Genomic DNA, 18708 nt, shown 5'->3' with positions numbered 1-18708 from the left:
TCAGTATTCGGAGAGCGCGCGCTTGACCGCCTGGGCGACCTGGCGGCTCGATCGGCGGAGGCTTTCCGGCGCGGAACTGCCTTGCGGCGAAACCACGCGGATCGAGACGTTGACGTCGCGCGCGCCGCCCGTTCCCGCGTTGGGCACCACCCGGCCGGACGACGTCGGGACAAACAGTTCCGGTCCACGCTCGCCGACGAGGTAGCCGCGGCCCGGTGCAACCGGCCCGCCGGTGGCCCGGCCGGGCAAGCCGAAGATCGAGCCGATCAGGCCGCCAAGGTTGAGTACCCCGCCAAGACCGCCGCCGCCGCTTCCACCGCCAAGTCCGATCGAACCGAGGCCGATCTGCAGCGCCTGTGCCGCGATCTCGTCGAGCGTGTTCAGGGCAATGCGCTTGAGGTCGTCGAAGCCGAGGCTGCCACGCCGGATCGCACCCAGAAGGCCGCGCTCGAGCGTATCCCCTGCGCGGGTAAACCCGTCGACCAGGATCGAATCGAAGCTGCTGCGCATCTGCGCGATGTCATTGGTGAAGCCGGACGTGCTGGCCCGCACCTCGACCACCAGTTGGGACAAGTCATCCATCGCGTTCGCGCTCCATCAGGGCATCGAGGGTCCGCCGGTCGAGACCGTCGCCGGCGGGCGGGGATAGGGCAGCGAGGACGGCGGCGAGCTCTGCCGGCGTCGCGGCCCAGAACAGAGGCGGCGTCCAGCCGAGCAGGATCGCCGCCTGGCCGGACAGCCGCGTCGCCGCCGTGCCGAACCGCTCGCTCATCCGCCGCCTTGGAGGATCTGGACGAGCACCGCACGCAGCGGCGCGGTGCAGCGGGCCAGCCCGGCGGCCGCCACCGCCTCGGCAAACGCCTCGCGGGTCATGTTCTCGCGGTCGCGCAGGCAGTGCCAGAACAGGGCGACCAGTTCGGAAAGGCGGAGCTGGCCCGCGCTGGCCCGTTCGACGAGCGCGAACAGCGGGCCCAGTTCCTCCTCGGCGGCGACAAGGGCCGCGAAAGTCGGCCGCAGGACGTGGCTCGTGCCGGCCAGGACCAGCACGGCCTCGCCGCGATGCGGGTTGGCTCCGCTCACGCCGGCGCCACCACGCCCGAGCTTTCGAGGGTCAGCGCGTAGTTGCGCTCGCCGTTGAAGTCGCCGGAGTAGTCGAGCCGCTGGATCAGGAACTGGCCGCGCAGCTTTTCGCCATCTTCGAACGACAGCTCGTAATTGTCGATGGTACCCGATAGCGCGTTGGACCGGATCTGCCCTTCTGCCGCACTGCCAAGAAAAATTCCCGCCGCGCTCACGGAGACCGAGCGGGTGCCTGCACCCGTCAGCAGCTCGCGCCAGCCGCCGGAATCCTTGGTCGTGATGACCACGGCCTCGCCGTTGATCGACATCTGGGTGGTGCGCAGCCCCGCCACGGTCGAAAAGACCGGCGGGGTCGCGCCGTCACTGATCTTGAGCAGGAAGGCGCTGCCTTTCTGGGCTGCCATAGGTGATTCTCCTTTGTGGAAGGTCAGGCCGCGAGGACGCGCGCCCGGTATTCGAGGACAAGCGCGCGGCGCGCTTCGCCGCGCTGCTCGGCGCGGGCGCGCAGGAAGGTGAGGCTGGCGATGCGGAAGCCGTCATGCGCCATCGGCAGGCTCTCGACCCGCCGCTCGACCGCACCGACGAGCGCCGCTTCCGACAGGGGATCGTCGCCGCGGTAGTTGAGTTCGAGCGCGACCCGGACCTCGCGGCCCGCGATATCCTTGGCGCTCCAGTCCGCACTGGCGCTCGCGGTCAGCGCCAGCCACGGCAAGGCCGTGCGCGAAGGCGCTTCCTCGACGATGGCATTGAGCGAGCCCGAAAGTGCAGGATCGGCGGCAAGCCACGCCAGCAGCGCGGCCCGAAAGACGAGTTCCATCGGTCACTCCAGTCCGAACAGCGGCCACAGCAGGCCGGGTGAGCGCCAGCGGCGGGCATCGCGGCGACGGCTCATCAGCACGGCGCGGGCACGGGCGAGTTCGCCCGCCTTCGCCGTCAGCCGTGCCGCTAGCGTCCCGAAATCGACGGCGGTCTCGATCATCATGCGAGGCGCATCCGCCGCCATGGCCGCCATAGCGCGGAGACGGCAGCCGGCATGCCGGTCGCGGCCTCGCTCTCGCGGGCGCGGTGCTGGAACGCGGCGAGCCGGATCAGTCCATGCCGCAGGGCTTCGGGAAGGTCGGTCCAGTCTGTGGCAAGGCCGGCCGTGAACCGGACCGCGATCCGGCCGGCCAGGTCCCCGCGCAGCAGCCGGACCCGTCCGGTCCCGTCGCGCAGCAGGTCGATCTCGTAATCGGCAGCGGCGAGCAGCACGCGCGCGCCGGTGAGGCCGACGCTCTCGACCGAAGTGATCGCCTGGACGGGCCTCGCCTGGAGGTCCTGCCACTCGCTCGACGGCGCGAGCAGTTCCTCGCATCCGGCCTGCAGCGGCAGGGTCCCGGTGAAACCCTCGCACAGCTCCAGCGCAGTGCCGAGCAGGCGGGTCAGTTCGGCGTCGTCGCGACTCGTCGAAATTCCAAGCCACGCCTTGAGTTCGGCCAGCGCCGCCGGGGACAGCGTTGGCGGTACGACAATTGCCCGCTTCATGGCAATCTCCGGTCAAAGGGAAGGGAAAGGGTGCCCGCGGCAGGCAAAGGGGGAGCCTGCCGCGGGCCGCGCCCGGGGGTCGCCCAGGGAGGGGCGGCGGACCGCGCCGGGCGCAAAGCGGGCTATCAGGTCGAGATTTTCAGGAGCTTGATCGCATCGCTGTCGAGCACCTGGCCGCCGATCCGCTTGGTCGCGTAGAAGTGGACGAACGGCTTGTTGGTGAACGGATCGCGCAGGATCGTGGTCGCGGAACGCTCGGCGATCAGGTAGCCGTTGCGGAAGTTGCCGAACGCGATGGGGAAGGCGTTCGCGGCGATGTCCGGCATGTCCTCAGCCTCGATCACCGGGTATCCGAGCAGCCGGTCGGGCTGGCCTTCGACCAGGCCCGGCTGCCAGATGAACGCGCCGTCGGCGGTCTTGAACTTGCGGACCTGGGCGAGGGTGGCCGAGTTCATCACCCAGCTCGCGCCCTGGCGATGCGCCGCGTTCATGGTGTGGACGAGGTCGATCAGCTTGGCGTCGGGGTTGGCGTCGAAGCCCGTCGCATTGCCGGAGCCGACGAACTGCAGCGTGCCGAAGGCACGGACGCTATCGCCGGTGCTGGCGACCGGCGCGCCGAGGAAGCCCTTGGGCTGGTTGACGCCGGTGCCGCTGATGAAGGCGGCCCCTTCGGCGCGGGCGAACTCGGTCGCGATCTCGCCGGCGAGCCACGCTTCGAGGTCGAACGCGGCGTCGTCGAGCATCGCCTGGCTGGCCGCCGGGTTGGCATAGAGCTCACCGGTCGGCGGGGCGATCTCGGCGAACTTGGGCGAGGCGGTTTCCGGGCGCGCGGCGGTTTCGCTGACCCAGCCCGAGGCGGTGCCGCCGGTCGAGACGAGCTTGCGATAGCCAGCCGAGCCGACCTGGACGACCTGGGCGATCGAGCGGATCGGGCTGATTTCGAGCAGGCGGCGGCCAATCATCGCGTCGATCTCGCGCGGCACGGCATAGCCGCCGTCGGCCGGGACGCTGCCCGACAGCGATTTCAGCTCGGTCTCGCGGCCCGTGCGAAGGTAGCCGTCGACGAAGCCCTTGAGTTCGGGGCTCGGCTGGCCGGCGGCCCCGGCAAGCGGCGGACGGGCCGCGGCACGGCTGACGCGGTCGAGCCGGCCCTTGACCTCGTCCACGTCGGACTTGATCGCAGCGATCGCGTTGTCCTGCGCGTCCTGGCGGGCGACGATGTCGAACGAAGCCGCGAGCGGCTCGGCGGGGATGAAATTATCCATGTGTGGGTTGGTCCTTTTCAGTGGGCATGCGGACACACCGCGCCCCCGCCAGAACGAGGGCCTCGGTCGGCTTTGCGCCCCGCTGGTGGCAGGGCAGGTGAGGCCCCCGCTTTCGCGGGGGCGCGGTCTTCAGGCGATCAGGTGGACCCGGGCGAGCGGCTGCATCGGGTGTGTGACCAGGCTGACCTCGAACAGGTCGACCTGGCGCAGCTCGCGGGTCCGGCCGTTCTGGACGGCCTCGGTGGCGCGGTAGCCGAAGCTGATCCCGCTGACCGCGCCGTCCTTCAGCGCTTTGGCGGCGGGGTGCTCGGGATTGTCGAACCGGCCGATCACGCGCAGGCCCTTTTCGTCTTCGGCGATGTAGTCGACCCAGCCGATCCGGCGGTCGGGGCGGTGCTGCCAGAACAGCGGGAACGGCTCGCCGCTCGCCGCGCGCTGGGCAAGCGCATGGGCGAAGGCGCCGCGGCGGATCACGTCGCCGCCGGCGTCGCGCTTGTCGAACAGCGCGGCATAGCCGGCAAAGCGCACCGGCGCGGCATCGGGACCGGCCACCGGCTGGTCGGAAACTCGGGTAAAGACAGGGTTCATCGCAGCATCTCCACCGCGCCGAAGCGCACGGCCATGGTCACCAGCAGCAGCGCGAGAATGCCCCGCACCGCCCATTCGATCGCCGCCTTCCACGCGCTCGCCTTGGCATCGCGCCACGCCTGGAGCAGTTCGCGCAGTTCGGAGAGGTCGTCCTTGGCGCCCGCATCCGACAGCCCCATCCGGGCAAGGACGCGGGCCGCGCCGAGGTCGCTGGCTTCCTCGACGACCGCCCGAAGCGTAACGAGATCGCCGCCTTCCGACTGGGCCTGCGCGATCAGACGGGCGAGCATGTCCTCGCGGGTCATGGCGTCACCTCGCCGATGCCAAGAAGCGCGCGCTTTTCATCGGCGGAGAGGAAGTCGGCGGCAGAAACCTGCGCCCACAGTCTTTCGCGGTCTTCGGCCAGCGCCGGCACCCGGTCGAGGTCCACGGCCAGCGAAGCCTGCGGGAACCATGGGGCGAGCCCCTCAGCAAGCGCCGAGAGGATCTTGCCCGACAGCGGCAGCAGGGTCAGCCGCCAGAGCGCGCGGTTGGCCTCGCGGTAGTTGGCATACGTCGCGTCCCCGGGCAGCCCCAGCAGCATTGGCGGCACCCCGAAGGCGAGCGCGATGTCGCGCGCGGCGGCGGCCTTGAGCGTGGCGAAGTCCATGTCCGCCGGGGTCAGCGCCATCGCCTGCCACTTGAGCCCGCCCTCGAGCAGCATCGGCCGCCCGGCGTTGGCCTGCCCGGCATAGGCGGCGGTGAGCTCGCCCTTGACCCGCTCGAATTGCTCGGTCGTCAGCGTCGCCCCGGCGTCGCCCGGGTCATAGACCAGCGCGCCGGAGGGCCGCGCCGCGTTTTCCAGCAGTGCGCGGTTCCACATCGAGGCCGCATTGTGGATCGCCACCGCCTCGTCGGCGGCGTCGAGGCAGCCCGCGCCGTAGTGGTCGTCCGATGGGTGGTAGCCCTTGATGTGAATGAGGTTGGGCTCGCCCATCTCATCCACCGCGTCGATCGTCAGGCCCTTCTCACCGACCTTGTAGGCGAAGGCGGCCGGCCAGCCGTCGGCATCGGGAAGGATCGTCACCCGCTCGGGTCGCAGCGCGAACAGCTCGACCGGCTTGCCGTCCGCGTCCCGCAGCACCTGGACATAGCCGTTGCCGTGCAGAAGAAGCTGCGCGGCGAGAGTTTCGATCAGCGATTGCCCGGCGCTCGTCGCCGAAACCAGGGCGAGCAGCTTGTCGTCCGACGATGCCAGCGGCGCGCCGCCGACACCTTCCGCCACCAGCCGAACCGCGCGCTGCGCCACGGGGTTGCGCAAATACCCCTCGCGCACCGCCGCGCCATAGTTGAACGGCAAGGGGGCTTGGCCGGAGCGCCAGTCGGCGGACAGCCAGGGCGAGACGAAACTGCGTCCCAGCGGCGGACGCTGTGGCGCCTCGCCGCCCTTGAACGCGGCGGCGAGCGATTGGAGGAAGGACATGTGCATCCTTTCGATGTGAAATCGTCGTCCCGGGCTCGACCCGGGACCGAAAGCAAAGTCGCGCCGGCGGCCAGCGGTCCCGAATCAGGTCCGGGATGACATCAGTCGAACCACACGCGCGGTTCGCCCGCGCGGCCGAGCATCAGCTCGGTGAGGGCCCAGACGCAGGCATCGGCCCGGTCCGGCGACCGGCCGGGGCCGTGGTACGATCCGCCCGGGAGCAGTCCGCACAGCTCGTCCTCGAGCCGCGCGAACAACCCCGAATGGCGCACCCGGCCCGCTTCATAGAGCGCCGCGACCGGCTCGGCCCGGGCGACCTTGCCGCGGCTGGCATGGACCAGCCGCAGCGGCAGCGCGGCGTCGGCGGCACGCAGCACCGCCTCGACCATTGCCCCGCCCTGGTTGGCTTCGGCGACGACCCGGTCGGCCTGCCAGCACCGCGCCGCCTCGGCGACGGCGCGGGCCCAGCGCTCCGGGCTCGGCTTCTCGACCGAGGCGTCCGCGAGCACGCGGGCATGACCGTCTTCGCCCAGCCCGCAGACCACGATGCCGCAGGCGTCACCCGCCGCGCTGGCCGGCGGATCGACCCCGACCACGACCCGCCGCATCGGCGGCGGGGCCGGTTCGCGGCATCGCTCGATCAATGCCCGCGTCCACAGCGCGCCGGGCAGGTCCTCGATCATCTCGCCGTCGAGCTCCTGCCGACCAAGCGTGGTTGCCCCGAAATTCTTGCGCATGGCCGCGATAAAGCGCGCCGGCAGATGAGCGGCGTTGTCGTAAGTCGATCCCCGGGTGACCACGACGCTTCCGTCCTTCGCCTCACGGAGCAATCGCGCGACCAGCGCTACGGCGCGCGGCGTCGTTGTCGCCAGCACGCGCGGGTCGTCGCCAAGCCGCAGGCCCATCTGCAGATTGTCCCATGCGGCGAGCGCCTTGCCGTTGGAGTTGTCCCATTTGGCAATCTCGTCGCACCAGGCATGACTGTGTTGCGGTCCGCGCAGGGCTTCGGGTTCGCCGGCCGAATAAAGGAAGGCCTGCGCCCCGTTCGGCCAGACCAGTCGCCGCAGCGACGGTTCGAAGTCGGGACACCGCCAGGGAGCCGAAGCGGTCAGAATACCGCTTTCACCCTCGACCATGACCGCACGGGCTTCGCCCAGGTTTCCGGCCACCAATGCGATCCGCGCTGCGGGATCCGCTTCCGCGATGCATTGCACCCACTGCGCTCCGGCCCGGGTCTTGCCGAACCCGCGACCCGCCATAAGCAGCCACACGCGCCAATCGCCCGGCGGATGCACCTGGGCATCACGACCCCAGAGCTTCCAGCTGAAGTGAAACTCGCGGTTCTCGGCCGGCTCGAACAGCTTGAGCAAATCTTCCTTTTCGCCCTCGTTCATCAAGGCAAACCAGCCGAGCGGATCGCCTTCGATCTCCCAGTGCTGGTCATCCGCCATTGGCAATGCCCTGCTGTGAGGCCGCCTCGGCTGCGCGCCGGGCCATGACCTGGGCCTTGATCTGCGCGATCTTGCGATCGATCGAGGCACGGACGGCCTCGACGTCCTCATGTTCGCGCATCGCCCGCTCGCGGACCACGATCTCGCGGTGCTGGGCAAGCAGGCGCATGGCCGTGGCATTGTCGAATTTGCGGTCTGCATCCTTGGGCTCGCCGAACCGCAGCCGATGAAGGACCTCCATCTCAAGGTTATCATAACCTTCGATCAGCGCGCCCAGCCAATCGCGGGCGAAGTCGGGCTCCAGCCGCTTGACCTTGTAGGCACGACTGGGGTGAATGCCTGCCGCCTGCGCCGCCGCAGTCACGTTCGATGTCTCGGCCAGCGCCGAGATAAATTCGCTACGCCAATGGCGGTTGCTCTTGGTCTCCTCGCTCGCAAGTTTGGCGCTGATCTTCGTCCGGCGCTTGCCGGGCGTCGATGATGGCATGGCCATGCAAGGTTTGTCCTAGTTCTGGGAAACGCTGCCGGAGCCGCAAAGGCGACTCGGTCTATCGCGATGTTCCGCTTCTCTAACCAAACAGCGTGACGATGTCAATGATAAAGTGCCTATTTGGTTAAACGACTTTTCGCGGGTGCAGCAATTGGGTTGCTGACAGACTGCCGAAGCGCCGCTAGTCACTGGCGCAAACGACGGGAGTTCCCATGCTGCGCCGCCTTTACGACTGGACCATGGCCAAGGCCGCCCACCCCCATGCCGAATGGTGGCTGGCGCTGTTCAGCTTCATGGAAGCGAGCTTCTTCCCGATACCGCCGCATCCGCTGCTCGGCCTGATGTGCCTGGCCGAACCGAAGAAGGCGATCCGCTTTGCCGCGGTCGCCACGCTGGCCTCCGTCGCCGGCGGCCTGCTCGGCTACGCCATCGGGCATTTCCTCTACGACACGATCGGCACCCAGCTGCTCGCCCTGCTCGGCCTGACCGAAAGCTTCCCCAAGGCGGCCTGCTACCTGCGCGAGTACGGGGCCGAGATCATCATGATCAAGGGTGCGACCCCGATCCCGTTCAAGCTGCTGACGATCACCGCCGGGTTCATCGCGATGCCGCTGGGCACCTTCATCCTCGCGAGCATCGTCTCCCGCTCGATCAGCTTCATGATCGTGGGCGTGCTGTTCCGCCTGTTCGGGGCGCCGATCAAGCGCTTCATCGACAAGTACCTCGGCCTCGTCACCGCCGCGTTCGTGGTCCTGGTGATCGGCGGGTTCATCGCCGCGACGATGCTGTCGGGCGGAAGCAGCAGCACCAGCAGCAAGTGCGAGGCGGTCGCCCACGCCGCCCCTTGACGGCGAGTCCGCTTTGGCAAATCATCCGGTCGGACATGGCTTTCACCCGAACGGAGGAGGACTATGGCGAACGGCGATTTCCTGATGCAGATGAAGGGCTACGGCCTCTCGACCGTGGAAATCCACTACTACATGCCCGATCACCCCAACCTGCTGCAGATGTTCCTCTGGCAGCAGTACGACGTGGCCCCGCGCTTCCCCCGGCTCGAGCGGTTCCTCGACCATTGGCGGCGCGAGATCGAGGCCGCGATCCATTCGGTCCGCGTCGCCCACAACCACCTGATCGGCCCGCAGGAATGGCGCGCGGTCGACGGGGTGATCCGGATCAATTGAGCCGGGACTGAAGCTCCAGGGCCACGGGATCCTTCGGCCGCAGCTTCAGCGAGGCTTCGACCGCTCGCCTCGCGCCATCGCGGTCCCCGGCCGCCAGCAGGGCCGCCGCCTCGTCGCGCCGGACCGGGTACCAGAAGGCGGGCGGGTCGGAGAATTGCGAGAAGTCCGGCGTCTCCTCGATCTCGGCCCCCCTGGCGAAGTCCTTTGCGGCATCCGCAGGGCGACCTTCGATCATCGCGATCCGGCCCGAAAGGACGGAGCGGACGATGCCGATCATCTGCTCTGGCGCGCGGTGGGCACGGTCCGGTTCGCCAGTCACGGCAGTTTCCGGAATTGCTGCCAGTTCGGCTTTCACCCCTGCCGCGTCGCCCTTGCGCGCCAGAGCCTCGCCGCGGGCATAGTGCCATGCCGCCCGGTAATAGGGCAGCTTCGGCTCGGGGAGCGCCATGATCTCCGCTTCGCCGGCAAAGCGGCCAAGCGCCCAGTAGCCCGCGGAAGCAAGGAGTTGGCGGATCGGTCCGCCTTCCTCGTCTGTCCCGGCGCGCTCGGCGAGCGGCCGGCCGAGTTCGAGCGCGATGTCGGCGTTCCCTGCCATCAGGGCGCCGCCCAGTCCGAAGATCACGTTGTGCGCATGGTACGGCAGGTCCCACACCCCGGTCGGGTCGGACAAGCCGAGCCTCCGGGCATTGGCCTTGCCGATCTCGACTGCGGCACGGTTGGTCTGCGCCGCATCCTCGTACCGTCCCAGCCAATACCAGGTGTGCGAGGGCATGTGGACGAGGTGGCTCGCGTTGGGGGCGAGCCGGGCGAGCCTGTCGGCATAGGGCTCGGCCTTGGCGTTGGCTTCCAGGACCTCCTCGGCGTGGATGTAGAAATGGATCGCCGGGGTGTGATCGGGGGCGCGGGCCAGCACGGCCTCGAGCAGTCGCTCGGCATCGGCCATCAGCGGTTTCTCGTAGCCCTCGCCCTGGTACTGGAATGATGCGACCATCAGCGCGTCCGCCGCCAGCACCGCGATCTCGTTGTCGGTCGGATACTTCGCGGCGAGGTCGCGCATCACGAGCGCATAGGCGCGGTCGGCTTTGACCGGATCGCCGTGGTAGCGCTTGTCCAGCGCGGCGATGAGAACGCGCTCGCGAGGGGTGCCGGATTTCTTCGCCAGCTTCTTCGCCCGCCTGACCAGCGCAGCGAGCGGCTTGCGCTCGGCCTTGTCCTTGCCGAAGTTGATCGTCGGCCCCTTCACCAGCGCCTCGCCCCACAGGCACATGGCGCATGCCGGGTCGAGCCGCACCGCCTCTTCCATCGCCTCGCCGGCGGCGGTGTGGGCAAAGGCCGCGCCCAGTTCCAACCCGTTGGAAAAGAACGCCTGCGCCTGCGGCACCGACGTGGTGATCGCAAACCCGCCGTCACCATAGCCGGTGAGCAGCGTCGCCACCCTGGGCGCGATCATGTCCCCATGGTTATGGTCGTCGCCGTGCCCCGCGGCGGCATGGTCGACATGCTCGGGCATCGGCACCGGCGCCGCGTCCTGCGCCAACGCGGCGAATGGCAGGACGGCGCCGGCCAGTAACGGCAGCACACGGTGCAGGTTCATCGCTGGTACCCCCCGACCAAAAAACTCCGGGGCGAGGATGACAGATTGCGCTGAGCGCGCAACCGGCCGGGATCAGATGATCCCCACGGCCTTCCCCGCCCGCTCGAACATGCCGATGATCGTCTGGACCTGCTCCGCCGTATGCTCCGCGCAGAGCGAGCAGCGCAGCAGGGTCATGTTGGCCGGCGTGGCCGGGGGCCGGGCGAGGTTGACGTAGAGGCCCTCCTTGAGCAGCGCCTCCCACATGCCTGCGCCGCGCTCGAGGTCGGGCATGATGACCGAGATGATCGCGCTCTGCGGGGTTTCGGTGCCGAGCTGGAAGCCGCGGTCCTTGAGCCCCTTGTGCAGGGTCCTTGAATTCTCCCACAGGTGGGCGCGCTTGTTCTGGCCGTGCATCAGCTTGCGGATCGAGGTCGCCGCAGTGTGGACGACGCTCGGCGGGAGCGAGGCGGTGAAGACATAGGGCCGACAAACCAGCCGCAGGATCTCGAACTTCGGGTGGTTCGAAACGCAGAAGCCGCCGACCGTGCCGACAGACTTGGAAAACGTGCCGATCACGAAGTCGACCTGGTCGAGCACGCCCTGGTCTTCCGCCACGCCGCGCCCGTTGGGGCCGATGAAGCCCATCGAGTGCGCCTCGTCGACCAGCACCATTGCGCCATGCTTCCTGGCGACGGCGATCATCTCCTTGAGCGGGGCGATGTCGCCCAGCATCGAGTAGACGCCTTCGAGGATCACCAGCTTGCCCGCGCCCTCGGGAATGCGGCGCAGGCGCTTCTCCATGGCCTCGATGTCGTTATGCTTGAACGGCACGACTTCGGCATCGCCCAGCTTGCAGCCGTCCCAGATCGAGGCGTGGCTGTCGATGTCGAGGACGATGTAGTCGCCCTTGCCCGCCATCGTCGAGATGATCCCGAGGTTGGCCTGGTACCCGGTGGAGAACACCATGGCATGATCCATGCCATAGAACTCCTTGAGCGCCTCCTCGACCGCGCGGTGGCCAGCATAGGTTCCGTTGAGCACGCGGCTGCCGGTCGTGCCCGAACCGAAGTCCTCGAGCGCCTGCTTGCCGGCAGCGACCACGTCCGGGTCGAAAGTCATGCCCATGTAGTTGTAGGTGCCGAGCAGGATCGTCTCGCGCCCGTTGCACACTGCCACGGTCGGCGAGAGCACGCGCTCCATCACCAGGTTGAACGGATCCTCGACCCCGGTCGCGAGAAGCGCGCGGCGCTGCTCGATCAGGGGATCGAACTTCGCGAACAGATCAGGCGCGCCGCCGGTCACGGGCTGCGGGCGGTCGGCTTCGTCGATGCCTTCGGTCATGGTCTTCCTGCCGGTTGTTTCGTTACGCCATCATTGCGAGCGCAGCGAAGCAGTCCACAGCGGCGCGCTGGATTGCCGCGGCCCTGCGGACCTCGCAATGACGATTGAAGAGGGGCATGGCAGGGCTCACCCCTGCAGCTTCACCACCGCGTCGACGAGCTGGCCATAGTTCTCGATCTCGGCCTGCTGGTTCATGCTGATGATGATGTCGAACTCGTCCTCGATCGCCGCGACGAAGTCCATCACGGTCAGGCTGTCCCATTCGAGGTCGCCGGCAAAGGTCGTGGCGTCGGTGATGGCAACGCCCTTCTTGTTGAAGGGGCCGATCAGCTCGGCGATCTTTTCGGCGGTAGCGGCGCGATCCATCGTGTTCTCCATGCGGTCCTTTAGACAGAACGCGCGGGTGGAAGCGCGCCCTGCCAGACGATTGCGGCTGAAAAGCGGCCAGCGCGCGTCCTTGTCAACCGTTACGGTTCTGTGTCATCCCCTTGACCCGAAGCGAAAAGCGGGAAAACGGGGGAATATCATGGCGGATGCAGGCTCTGGCCCGGGCACGGATGCACCCAAGCCGGTGGCGGCGCCCTCGATGCCCAGCCCCAGCGGCTATTCGAACCACGCGATCCACCTCGTCCGCACCTCGCAGCAGATCAACCTGACGCTGAGCCAGATGGCCGATGCGAAAGCCTCGCTGCTGATGGGCGCGACGTTCCTCGTCTTCACCATCTCGATCGGCCAGGCCAAGAACGGCTCGATGCCGTGGTCGCTCTCGGTGCTCGCGCTCTTCGCATTCCTCTCGGCGATGAGCGCGGTCTATGCGGTGCTCCCCTCGGTCAGCCGCCCCGGCGCGAAGAACGTCGCGGGTTCCACGCCGAACAAGCTCTTCTTCGGCTATTTCACGCACATGGACGAGAACGAGTGGGTCGGCTCGATCCTCGACGAGCTGAAGGCCGACGAGACCATTTTCCGCACGATGCTCCACGACATCTACCAGAACGGCCAGGTCCTCCAGCGCAAGAAATACAAGTACCTCGCCTATGCCTACAAGCTGTTCATGACGGGACTGTGCCTGACGGTGGTGACGTTTGTGCTGGAGCATGCGCTGCCGTTGATGGGGTGACGCGTAAAGGTGCAATCACCAGATGGTCGATATCCTTGTCTCTGTGATTGTAACGGCCATTGAGATTATCGTTGTTGAATATGTGATGCCGGCGCAAACCCGCATCCAGTACCGGCACTTGACGGGGATCGACCTTCCGAAAGTAAAAATCCTTCACGAAGCGTTGTGGACCTATACGTTTATATTTCCACTATACGGCGTTTTGTTGTTCCTGTCTCACGGGACGGTAATTGGAAACGAAGCGCAGGCGGTAGCCTTGGGAGTGACCCTGCTCATTTATTCTATATATTGCGGTTACGTGAAGTCGGTTAAGTTTTTCAGGTGGAAGTGAAGCGCACTGATCCAGCGCCCCCGATGCACACCGCCGATCTACGGATGTATCCTCAAACCAGCCGGTTCACCGCCGCCATGAACGGCCCGATCGACACCGGCTTGGCGAGGTACCCCTCCGCGCCTGCATCGCGGATCCGCTCCTCGTCGCCCTTGCCGGCATAGGCGGTCACCGCCAGCACGGGAATCGCGCGCAGGTCCTTGTCCTTCTTCATCGCCTCGATCAGGTCGAGCCCCGAAACCTCGGGCATCTGGATGTCCATGATGACGAGGTTGGGGACGAAATCGCGGGCGCGGTCCAGCGCCTCGCGGCCGTCGGCCAGCGGATCCACGACGAAGCCGTTCGCCTTCAGGAGGTCACAGAACAGCTTGCGATTGAGGTCGTTGTCCTCGACAACCAATATTCTCTTTGCCACTGAGCCATCCTACATCCGCCCCATGCCGCCCGCTACCCGCAAAAGGCCCCCATCCTGATCCGCGCTCCTGCCCCTTCCGCAGATTCCCACGCCATCGCGCTCTCCGCGCTCGGCTGGGTGCTGTCCGATGGCCAGCGGGCCGACCGGCTGCTGGCGCTGACCGGCCTCACGCCGGACGCCCTGCGCGCCGGGCTCGGCGATTCCGCGGTGCTGGGGGCGGTCATCGAATTCCTCTGCGCCAACGAGGCCGATCTCGTCGCCGCGGCGGAGGCCCTCGCCATCTCGCCGCAGCAGCTCGCCGCGGTCCAAGGAGACCTTTCATGAGCGAGCGCCCGCTCGTCATCAGCGATTGCGACGAAGTGCTGCTGCACATGGTCGCGCCGTTCCGCGACTTCCTGAGCGAGGCGCACGACGTCGAATTCTCGATGGTCGGGGCGGACTTCGGCAATGCGCTGCGCTGGCGATCGAACGGAGAGCTGGTTTCGGGCCCGGACGTCTGGCGCCTGCTCAACCTGTTCTTCGACACAGAGATGCACCGGCAGAAGCCGATCGCCGGGGCGGTCGAGGGGGTCAACACGCTCGGCCGGCACGCGGACGTGGTGATCCTCACCAACCTCACCGACCACCGCGCCGAGCATCGGGCGGAACAGCTCCGCAACGTCGGGATTGAGGCGCGGGTGTTCACCAACCAGGGGCCGAAGGGCCCGGCGCTGAAGGCGATCCTCGACGAGTACGGCCACGGCCGGCGGACGTTCTTCATCGACGACCTGCCCCAGCACCACGGCTCGGTCGCGGAGGTGACGCCCCATGTCACCCGCCTCCACCTCTGCGGCGAGCCGATGCTTGCCCCGCACATCGACTGCGCGCACAAGGCCGGCCACGCCCATGCGCGGATCGACGACTGGGCCACCGCGCTGCCGTGGCTGCTCGAACGGATACACGGAGAAAACGATGACTGACGCCGTCACGGCCAAGCTTGCCGAACTCGGCCTGACCCTTCCTGAAGCTGCCGCGCCGGTCGCCGCCTATGTGCCGGTGGTCGAGGTCGGCGGCCTGCTCCATGTGTCGGGACAGCTCCCGTTCGTGGACGGCAAGCTGGTGCGCGGGCGGCTGGGTGAGGACGTTTCGCTGGAGGACGGGCAGAAGGCGGCGCAGGCCTGCGCGCTTATGATACTGGCGCAGGTCAAGGCCGCGCTCGGCGGCTCGCTCGACAGGGTCGAGCGGATCGTCAAGCTCGGCGCGTTTATCAGCTCGACCGGCGATTTCACCGACCAGCCCAAGGTTGCGAACGGCGCGTCCGAGCTGATGGTTTCGGTGCTGGGCGAAGCGGGCAAGCACGCCCGCAGCGCGGTCGGCGTGCCCGTGCTCCCGCTCGGCGCGGCGGTGGAGGTCGACGCGATTGTTGCCGTTCGCGCTGCTTGACCGCTGGCTGAGCCCGGCCCCGCAGGAGGCGGAGGTCGGCTGGCTGCGCGGGGTGACCTATGCCCACCGCGGACTGCATGGAGCCGGCGTGCCGGAGAATTCCCCGGCCGCCTTCGCCGCGGCGATCGAGCACGGCTACGGCATCGAATGCGACGTCCAGCGATCGAGCGACGGGCAGGCGATGGTGTTCCACGACTGGACGCTCGAGCGGCTGACCGGCGAGGACGGCGCGGTGATCGAGCGCAGCGCGCCGCAGCTCGGCAAGATCGTGCTCAAGGGCGGCAGCGACACGATCCCGACGCTGCGCCAGTTGCTCGACCAGATCGCCGGGCGGGTTCCGCTATTGGTCGAGGTCAAGTCGAAGCGCGACTTGCGGGTGGCCCCGCTGTGCCTCGCGGTGCGGCGCGTGCTTGAAGGCTATCGCGGGCCGGTCGCGGTGATGAGCTTCGACCCCCGCGTGTCGCGCTGGTTCCATCGCTATTCGCCGCGGATCGTCCACGGGCTGGTGGTCACCGAGGACGGCAAGCGGACCGTGCTGGCGCAGGCGAAGCGGCACTGGTCGCTGTGGCTGGGGAAGCCGCAGTTCCTCGCCTATGACGTCCGCGACCTGCCGAGCCGGTTCGCTTCCGCCCAGCGCAGGCGCGGGCTGCCGGTGCTGACCTGGACCGTCCGCGATGCCGAGCTGGCTAGCCGCGCCGCCGCCCACGCCGACGCGCCGATCGCCGAGGGCGCGGGTATCGCGTGAGCCTCGTCGCGCGCATCCACAAGGCGGTGAAGGAGGTCCCGCCGGCGGACTGGGACCGCCTCGCCGGCAGCGGCAACCCGTTCGTCTCTCACGATTTCCTCGCTTTGCTCGAAGACTCGGGAAGCGTCGGCGGGCGCAGCGGGTGGAGCCCGCTGCCGATCGTGATCGAGGACGAAGCCGGTGCTCCCGCCGCCGCGCTCCCCGCCTATCTCAAGTCACACAGCCAGGGCGAATACGTGTTCGACCATAGCTGGGCCGACGCATGGCACCGCGCGGGCGGCAATTACTATCCCAAGCTCCAGATCAGCGCGCCGTTCACCCCGGCCACCGGACCGCGCCTGCTGCTGGGCGGGCGCGAGGATCTGGCCCTGCCCCTGCTCCGCGCGGCCGAGCAGCTGTGCGAAAGCAACGGCCTGTCATCCGCCCACGCGACCTTCATCGAGCCGGCGCAACTCCCCTACTTCGAGGAGGCTGGCTGGCTCCTGCGCAGCGACATCCAGTTCCACTGGGAGAATCGCAGTTACGCCACTTTCGATGATTTCCTCGCCGCGCTGTCGTCGGAAAAGCGCAAGAACCTGCGCAAGGAGCGCAGCAGGGCGCAGGACGGTGTCGAGATTCGCCGCCTGACCGGCGCGGACATCCAGCCCGAGCACTGGGACGCGTTCTGGGAATTCTACCAGGACACGGGCGCACGCAAGTGGGGCCGCCCTTACCTGACCCGCGCCGCGTTCGACCTGATCGGCGAGCGGATGGCGGACAAGGTCCTGCTGGTCCTCGCCTTCGACGGCGACATGCCGATCGCCGGCGCGCTCAATTTCATCGGGGAGCAGGCGCTCTACGGCCGATATTGGGGCTCGGTGGTGGACAAGCCCTTCCTCCACTTCGAGCTGTGCTATTACCAGGCGATCGACGCGGCCATCGAACTGGGGCTGCCGCGGGTCGAAGCCGGGGCGCAGGGCGGGCACAAGCTGGCGCGGGGCTATGAACCCGTCGAAACCTGGTCGGCCCACTTCATCGCCGACCCGAACTTCCGCGCCGCCGTCGCCGATTTCCTCGAGCGTGAGCGGGCAGGAGTCGCGCAGGACCGGCTCTATCTGGCCGGGCGCGCGCCGTTCAGGAAGTAGTAAGGAATTGACTCCGGGCGATCGGGCGCAATGATGATTTGGTGACAGTCGACCGACCAGCCAGCTACGATGCAGCTCAGATCGGGCACCTTCGTGCCGTAGAAAAGGAATTTGGGGTAACTCTCGACTACACTGAAGCCGGAGACTGGGCCACAGTAGGTGACGTTTACGAGGCCCTGCTAGGACAACTTCCGCAAGCCGATCTCGGCACGCCAGACATTTGGAACCGGTTCAGGCTAGCAATTAGCTGCGACACCGGAATTCCGTGCTCTGAACTCAAACCGCATACCGGCCTCGTGGCTGAGGATGGTGATTGGGTTCACGTGGGCAGTGCATGGGATTTAGCGGTACCGCTAATCGGCTTGACTGGCGTTGCGTACATGGTCGTTTCGAAGCTGTTTTAGCTCGAAAGCCTTCGTAGCTGCACGCCCTCAAGCAGCCCGGCGGGTTTCGGCGCGCAGCCATTCGCGGGCGCGGCGCTGGGCTTCGGCGATCTCGCGGGCGGTCATTTCCTCGGCCACGTCGTGGCGGCACATCGCGGCGTCTTCGTGGCCGGCGACGGCGGCGAGGTTGAACCACTTGTGCGCCTCGACCAGGTCGCAATCGACTCCGTGGCTGCCGGTCGAATAGGCGACGCCGAGGTCGAAATAGGCGGAATGGTCCCCCTGCGCCGCCGCGGCGAGGCAGGTGGCGACGAGCATGTCGCCGCCCGAAAGGTGATCGCCGTCGATCATCGAGAACGTGGCGGGCTGGCTCGGAACGAGGTGGATGGAACCCTGCTGCATCGGACTTACCCCCGGTCAGGCCATCCCCCTGTGGCGGCCTGGTAAAGCGAAGGTCACCGATCACGGTCAACAAATGGTTAACGGCGAAACCGGATTCGGTCCGCAATGCAAGGAATCGTGCGGTGCACCCGTTCTGCCGCGCTTCATCTTTCTCCACCTAAGAGGCACGGCGACGGCTTGTGCCTCTCAGGGCCCGCCCTTATAGGCGCGGCCAACGAGTTCCGCCCGGCCAGGTGGCAAGGGCGGACCAGCGCAGAGGAACGGACCACGTGGAGGGCCCGGTGACAACGATGTTGAGCGACGAGATCGACGTTCTGGCGAAGGCGAAACGCGCGATCGCCAGCGATTACCAACCCAGCGACAACGAACCCTACATGTCAGAGGCACAGCAGGATTACTTCCGCCGCCTGCTGCTTGAGTGGAAGAAGTCGATTCTCTCTGCGGCGGCGGGCACCCTCGCCTCGCTGCAGGATGGCCCGATCCGCGAGCCCGACCTCAACGACCGCGCCTCGAGCGAGACCGACTGGGGCATCGAACTTCGCACCCGCGACCGCCAGCGCAAGCTGATCGCCAAGATCGACGCGGCCATCCGCCGGATCGACGAGGGCGAGTATGGTTATTGCGAAGTGACGGGCGAACCGATCGGCCTTGGCCGCCTCATTGCCCGCCCGATCGCGACGATGACGGTCGAAGCACAGCAGGCCCACGAGCGCCGCGAGAAGATTTCCCGCGACATGTAAGGCGCTTGGCCGGGTCCGCCGGCCAGCGCCCGCCGGATGCCGCGCGCGCCGCGACACCGTTAATCGCCGCC

28 protein-coding genes are annotated in these 18708 nt (G+C 67.6%); 10 read left to right on the top strand and 18 right to left on the bottom strand.

The window, feature by feature from the left end; genetic code table 11:
• The 13 genes from AC3WLD_RS04430 to AC3WLD_RS04370 form a co-directional block, all read right to left on the bottom strand.
• Nucleotides 1-582: a tail tape measure protein gene (locus tag AC3WLD_RS04430; protein WP_492555720.1), complete on the bottom strand. Its 582-nt coding sequence runs from the start codon at nt 580-582 to the stop codon at nt 1-3.
• Nucleotides 575-772: a phage tail assembly chaperone gene (locus AC3WLD_RS04425; RefSeq protein ID WP_492555719.1), complete on the bottom strand. Its 198-nt coding sequence runs from the start codon at nt 770-772 to the stop codon at nt 575-577. Before AC3WLD_RS04425 ends, AC3WLD_RS04430 begins: the two co-directional genes overlap by 8 nt.
• Nucleotides 769-1080 (bottom strand): gene transfer agent family protein, encoded by a 312-nt coding sequence (locus AC3WLD_RS04420; protein ID WP_492555718.1) that lies wholly within the window; start codon nt 1078-1080, stop codon nt 769-771. Before AC3WLD_RS04420 ends, AC3WLD_RS04425 begins: the two co-directional genes overlap by 4 nt.
• Nucleotides 1077-1484: a phage major tail protein, TP901-1 family gene (locus AC3WLD_RS04415; RefSeq protein ID WP_492555717.1), complete on the bottom strand. Its 408-nt coding sequence runs from the start codon at nt 1482-1484 to the stop codon at nt 1077-1079. Before AC3WLD_RS04415 ends, AC3WLD_RS04420 begins: the two co-directional genes overlap by 4 nt.
• Nucleotides 1485-1507: 23 nt before the next feature.
• The gene (locus tag AC3WLD_RS04410) at nt 1508-1897 is read right to left on the bottom strand and encodes a DUF3168 domain-containing protein (RefSeq protein ID WP_492555716.1); all 390 of its coding nucleotides are present in this window, start codon (nt 1895-1897) and stop codon (nt 1508-1510) included.
• A 3-nt stretch (nt 1898-1900) separates the two neighbouring features.
• Nucleotides 1901-2062, bottom strand: a complete 162-nt coding sequence (locus AC3WLD_RS04405; protein ID WP_492555715.1) for a hypothetical protein — start codon at nt 2060-2062, stop codon at nt 1901-1903.
• On the bottom strand, nt 2059-2604 hold the full coding sequence (locus tag AC3WLD_RS04400) for a head-tail connector protein (protein WP_492555714.1): 546 nt from the start codon (nt 2602-2604) through the stop codon (nt 2059-2061). Before AC3WLD_RS04400 ends, AC3WLD_RS04405 begins: the two co-directional genes overlap by 4 nt.
• Before the next feature lie 125 nt (nt 2605-2729).
• Complete coding sequence (locus AC3WLD_RS04395) at nt 2730-3869, bottom strand: phage major capsid protein (protein WP_492555713.1); 1140 nt, start codon at nt 3867-3869, stop codon at nt 2730-2732.
• Nucleotides 3870-3998: 129 nt separating this feature from the next.
• Nucleotides 3999-4457 carry an HK97 family phage prohead protease gene (locus AC3WLD_RS04390; protein ID WP_492555712.1) on the bottom strand — a complete coding sequence of 153 codons (459 nt, stop codon included), beginning with the start codon at nt 4455-4457 and terminating at the stop codon, nt 3999-4001.
• On the bottom strand, nt 4454-4762 hold the full coding sequence (locus AC3WLD_RS04385; RefSeq protein ID WP_492555711.1) for a DUF6127 family protein: 309 nt from the start codon (nt 4760-4762) through the stop codon (nt 4454-4456). The genes AC3WLD_RS04390 and AC3WLD_RS04385 overlap by 4 nt, the downstream gene beginning before the upstream one ends.
• Nucleotides 4759-5919, bottom strand: a complete 1161-nt coding sequence (locus tag AC3WLD_RS04380) for a phage portal protein (RefSeq protein WP_492555710.1) — start codon at nt 5917-5919, stop codon at nt 4759-4761. Before AC3WLD_RS04380 ends, AC3WLD_RS04385 begins: the two co-directional genes overlap by 4 nt.
• A 101-nt stretch (nt 5920-6020) precedes the next feature.
• On the bottom strand, nt 6021-7370 hold the full coding sequence (locus tag AC3WLD_RS04375; protein WP_492555709.1) for a DNA-packaging protein: 1350 nt from the start codon (nt 7368-7370) through the stop codon (nt 6021-6023).
• Nucleotides 7360-7863, bottom strand: coding sequence for a hypothetical protein (locus AC3WLD_RS04370; RefSeq protein WP_492555708.1), 504 nt, complete (start codon nt 7861-7863; stop codon nt 7360-7362). Before AC3WLD_RS04370 ends, AC3WLD_RS04375 begins: the two co-directional genes overlap by 11 nt.
• A gap of 209 nt (nt 7864-8072) precedes the next feature.
• Between AC3WLD_RS04370 and AC3WLD_RS04365 the strand changes: the two genes are divergently transcribed.
• A complete protein-coding gene (locus tag AC3WLD_RS04365; RefSeq protein ID WP_492555707.1) occupies nt 8073-8708 on the top strand; it encodes a YqaA family protein in 636 nt (211 codons plus the stop codon).
• A 63-nt stretch (nt 8709-8771) separates the two neighbouring features.
• A complete protein-coding gene (locus AC3WLD_RS04360) occupies nt 8772-9041 on the top strand; it encodes an usg protein (RefSeq protein WP_492555706.1) in 270 nt (89 codons plus the stop codon).
• On the opposite strand, the gene AC3WLD_RS04355 is transcribed toward AC3WLD_RS04360, so the two are convergent.
• The 3 genes from AC3WLD_RS04355 to AC3WLD_RS04345 form a co-directional block, all read right to left on the bottom strand.
• Nucleotides 9034-10635 (bottom strand): tetratricopeptide repeat protein, encoded by a 1602-nt coding sequence (locus AC3WLD_RS04355; protein WP_492555705.1) that lies wholly within the window; start codon nt 10633-10635, stop codon nt 9034-9036. The genes AC3WLD_RS04360 and AC3WLD_RS04355 overlap by 8 nt on opposite strands.
• A 72-nt stretch (nt 10636-10707) precedes the next feature.
• On the bottom strand, nt 10708-11958 hold the full coding sequence (spt, locus tag AC3WLD_RS04350; protein WP_492555704.1) for a serine palmitoyltransferase: 1251 nt from the start codon (nt 11956-11958) through the stop codon (nt 10708-10710).
• Nucleotides 11959-12084: 126 nt separating this feature from the next.
• On the bottom strand, nt 12085-12324 hold the full coding sequence (locus AC3WLD_RS04345) for an acyl carrier protein (RefSeq protein ID WP_492555703.1): 240 nt from the start codon (nt 12322-12324) through the stop codon (nt 12085-12087).
• A gap of 160 nt (nt 12325-12484) precedes the next feature.
• On the opposite strand from AC3WLD_RS04345, the gene AC3WLD_RS04340 reads away from it, so the two are divergent.
• Nucleotides 12485-13075 (top strand): Pycsar system effector family protein, encoded by a 591-nt coding sequence (locus AC3WLD_RS04340; protein WP_492555702.1) that lies wholly within the window; start codon nt 12485-12487, stop codon nt 13073-13075.
• 22 nt (nt 13076-13097) lie between these two features.
• A complete protein-coding gene (locus tag AC3WLD_RS04335; RefSeq protein ID WP_492555701.1) occupies nt 13098-13406 on the top strand; it encodes a hypothetical protein in 309 nt (102 codons plus the stop codon).
• A 52-nt stretch (nt 13407-13458) separates the two neighbouring features.
• Here AC3WLD_RS04335 and AC3WLD_RS04330 read toward each other — a convergent pair whose 3' ends face one another.
• On the bottom strand, nt 13459-13821 hold the full coding sequence (locus AC3WLD_RS04330; protein WP_492555700.1) for a response regulator: 363 nt from the start codon (nt 13819-13821) through the stop codon (nt 13459-13461).
• Nucleotides 13822-13872: 51 nt separating this feature from the next.
• Between AC3WLD_RS04330 and AC3WLD_RS04325 the strand changes: the two genes are divergently transcribed.
• The 5 genes from AC3WLD_RS04325 to AC3WLD_RS04305 are packed head-to-tail and all read left to right on the top strand — an operon-like array spanning nt 13873 to nt 17112.
• Nucleotides 13873-14145 (top strand): DUF3572 family protein, encoded by a 273-nt coding sequence (locus AC3WLD_RS04325; protein WP_492555966.1) that lies wholly within the window; start codon nt 13873-13875, stop codon nt 14143-14145.
• Complete coding sequence (locus AC3WLD_RS04320) at nt 14142-14780, top strand: HAD family hydrolase (RefSeq protein ID WP_492555699.1); 639 nt, start codon at nt 14142-14144, stop codon at nt 14778-14780. Before AC3WLD_RS04325 ends, AC3WLD_RS04320 begins: the two co-directional genes overlap by 4 nt.
• A complete protein-coding gene (locus tag AC3WLD_RS04315) occupies nt 14773-15243 on the top strand; it encodes a RidA family protein (protein WP_492555698.1) in 471 nt (156 codons plus the stop codon). The genes AC3WLD_RS04320 and AC3WLD_RS04315 overlap by 8 nt, the downstream gene beginning before the upstream one ends.
• Entirely contained in the window at nt 15224-15988 is a 765-nt protein-coding gene (locus tag AC3WLD_RS04310) for a glycerophosphodiester phosphodiesterase family protein (protein ID WP_492555697.1), read from the top strand. The genes AC3WLD_RS04315 and AC3WLD_RS04310 overlap by 20 nt, the downstream gene beginning before the upstream one ends.
• On the top strand, nt 15985-17112 hold the full coding sequence (locus AC3WLD_RS04305) for a GNAT family N-acetyltransferase (RefSeq protein ID WP_492555696.1): 1128 nt from the start codon (nt 15985-15987) through the stop codon (nt 17110-17112). Before AC3WLD_RS04310 ends, AC3WLD_RS04305 begins: the two co-directional genes overlap by 4 nt.
• A 431-nt stretch (nt 17113-17543) precedes the next feature.
• On the opposite strand, the gene AC3WLD_RS04300 is transcribed toward AC3WLD_RS04305, so the two are convergent.
• Entirely contained in the window at nt 17544-17846 is a 303-nt protein-coding gene (locus tag AC3WLD_RS04300) for an SEL1-like repeat protein (protein ID WP_492555965.1), read from the bottom strand.
• 332 nt (nt 17847-18178) lie between these two features.
• Here AC3WLD_RS04300 and dksA point away from each other — a divergent pair, with 332 nt between their 5' ends.
• Nucleotides 18179-18637 (top strand): RNA polymerase-binding protein DksA, encoded by a 459-nt coding sequence (gene dksA, locus AC3WLD_RS04295; RefSeq protein ID WP_492555695.1) that lies wholly within the window; start codon nt 18179-18181, stop codon nt 18635-18637.
• Nucleotides 18638-18708 lie beyond the last annotated feature (71 nt).

The sequence above is a fragment of the Novosphingobium sp. FW305-C-111 genome (assembly GCF_058783565.1).
Note: the sequence above shows the minus strand (reverse complement) of the source record. Positions and strands in the feature narration are given on the sequence as shown.